We start from the raw sequence: 1,578 nt of genomic DNA, 5'->3' as shown, positions 1-1,578 counted from the left end.
GCGTGCTCTTGATATCCTCGACGAGCGCAAGGCGCGCGCCTGCCGCATCCTTGCGCTTCAACGCTTCGACGATGCGGGCATGATGAACCGGGTTGGCGCCGAGATCGCCGGATTTCAGAAGCGGCTCCATACAGCGCGTCAGGAGGCGCATGTAGGGGCCGAACCGTAGCCACAGCGTTTCGATCAGTTGCAGGAGCACGTCTGATCCTGATGCGCGATAGAGCGCGAAGTGGAAGTCCTGGTTCTTCGCGAGCATCGCATAAACGTCGCCATCGCGGCCCATGCGCGTATGCTCGCGCATGTTGGTCTCGAGATCCTTGAAGAGATCCGCGTCGAGGCTCGGCGTGCCGAGCTCGATGGCAAGTCCTTCGACGGCGATGCGAGCGCGGCAGAGATCGTCGAGCCGGGCGCGGCTCACGATGGGGACGCGCGTCGCGCCGTTCGGCGTCACATCGAGCGCATTCTCCGCCGCGAGGCGACGGATCGCTTCGCGCACAGGCATGTGGCTCGTGCCGAACACTTCGGCGAGATAAGCGATCGTGAGCGGCTGGCCGGGGTTGAAGAGGCCGGTCATCAGGGCATGGCGAAGGCGCTGGTAAACGCTGTCTTGAATCGTCATCCGGGATGAGATCGATTCAAGCACGGGGATCAACATCGGCTCATCCTTTTCCGCAAGAACTTCAAAGGGGTATCGCCTGACCCGATGGGGGTCAGGCGACCGGTTAGATGAGCGTGAATCAGCCGTCGATCTGCTTGATCAGCTTGGTCATGTCTTCGACGGTGATCGTCTGGTCGGTGGCGAGTGCATCGCCCTTGACGGTCCAAATCAGGGCGGCGCCGCTGACATCGCCGTTGGCGTCGAATTCGAGCGGGCCGGTCGCGCCGGAATAGCGGATCGGCTTGCCGTCCTTGATCAGGGCGACGGCCTTCTTGAACTCTTCCGGACCGGTGCCGACCATCGTGCCTTTCGGGTCCTGCAACTTGCGAATGGAATCGCGAATGGCCGTGCCGGTCAGTTCGGGCGCGATGTTCATGGCAAGGCCGAGGATCATCGTCGCGTCATACTGATTGTAGATACCGGGGCCGTCCGGGCTTGCGTTGTAGGCGGCCTGGAAGCTCTGTTTGAAGGCGTCGACGGTGGGTCCGGAGGTCGATGCGTTGTCCATGCCGAAGGCGTTCTGCAGGAAGCGCGCGCCGACGGCCTTGACGTACTCGGGAGCGCGCAGCGAGTTGTTCAGGATCAGGTTCTGCGTTCCGCCGAGCGAGATCCATTCACGCGTCATGGTCGCGCCATCCTGCGGGAAGGCCACGAGGAAGACAGCATCCGCCTTTTCGCCGAGCGCAGCGTTCACCTCGGCGCGATAGGACGGCTGGTTCTCGTTGTACGGAACGGTCTTCACCACCTGGCCACCGAGTTTGTTGAAGGCTTTGGTGAAATCCTTGACCATGCCGGTGCCGAAATCGGTGTTGATGAAGATCATCACCACGCGCTTGTAGCCGCGCTCAGCGGCAATCTTGGCCGATGCGTAGGCTTGCGTCTTCACGGTCGGCAGCGTGCGGAAGAAGAAGCCGCCCGTC

2 protein-coding genes are annotated in these 1,578 nt (G+C 62.2%); both read right to left on the bottom strand.

From position 1 onward, the window contains the following. The coding region (locus tag AC1DT3_RS20585; RefSeq protein ID WP_477467064.1) for a GntR family transcriptional regulator at positions 1 to 655 on the bottom strand (655 nt) is incomplete at its 3' end. Between the two features lie 82 nt (positions 656 to 737). Further along, positions 738 to 1,578, bottom strand: an 841-nt coding sequence (locus AC1DT3_RS20580; protein WP_477467063.1) for an ABC transporter substrate-binding protein, incomplete at its 5' end; no start/stop codon positions are given.

This window comes from Microvirga sp. P4_G7, from assembly GCF_056401005.1.
This window is presented reverse-complemented; position numbering and strand designations above follow the sequence as displayed.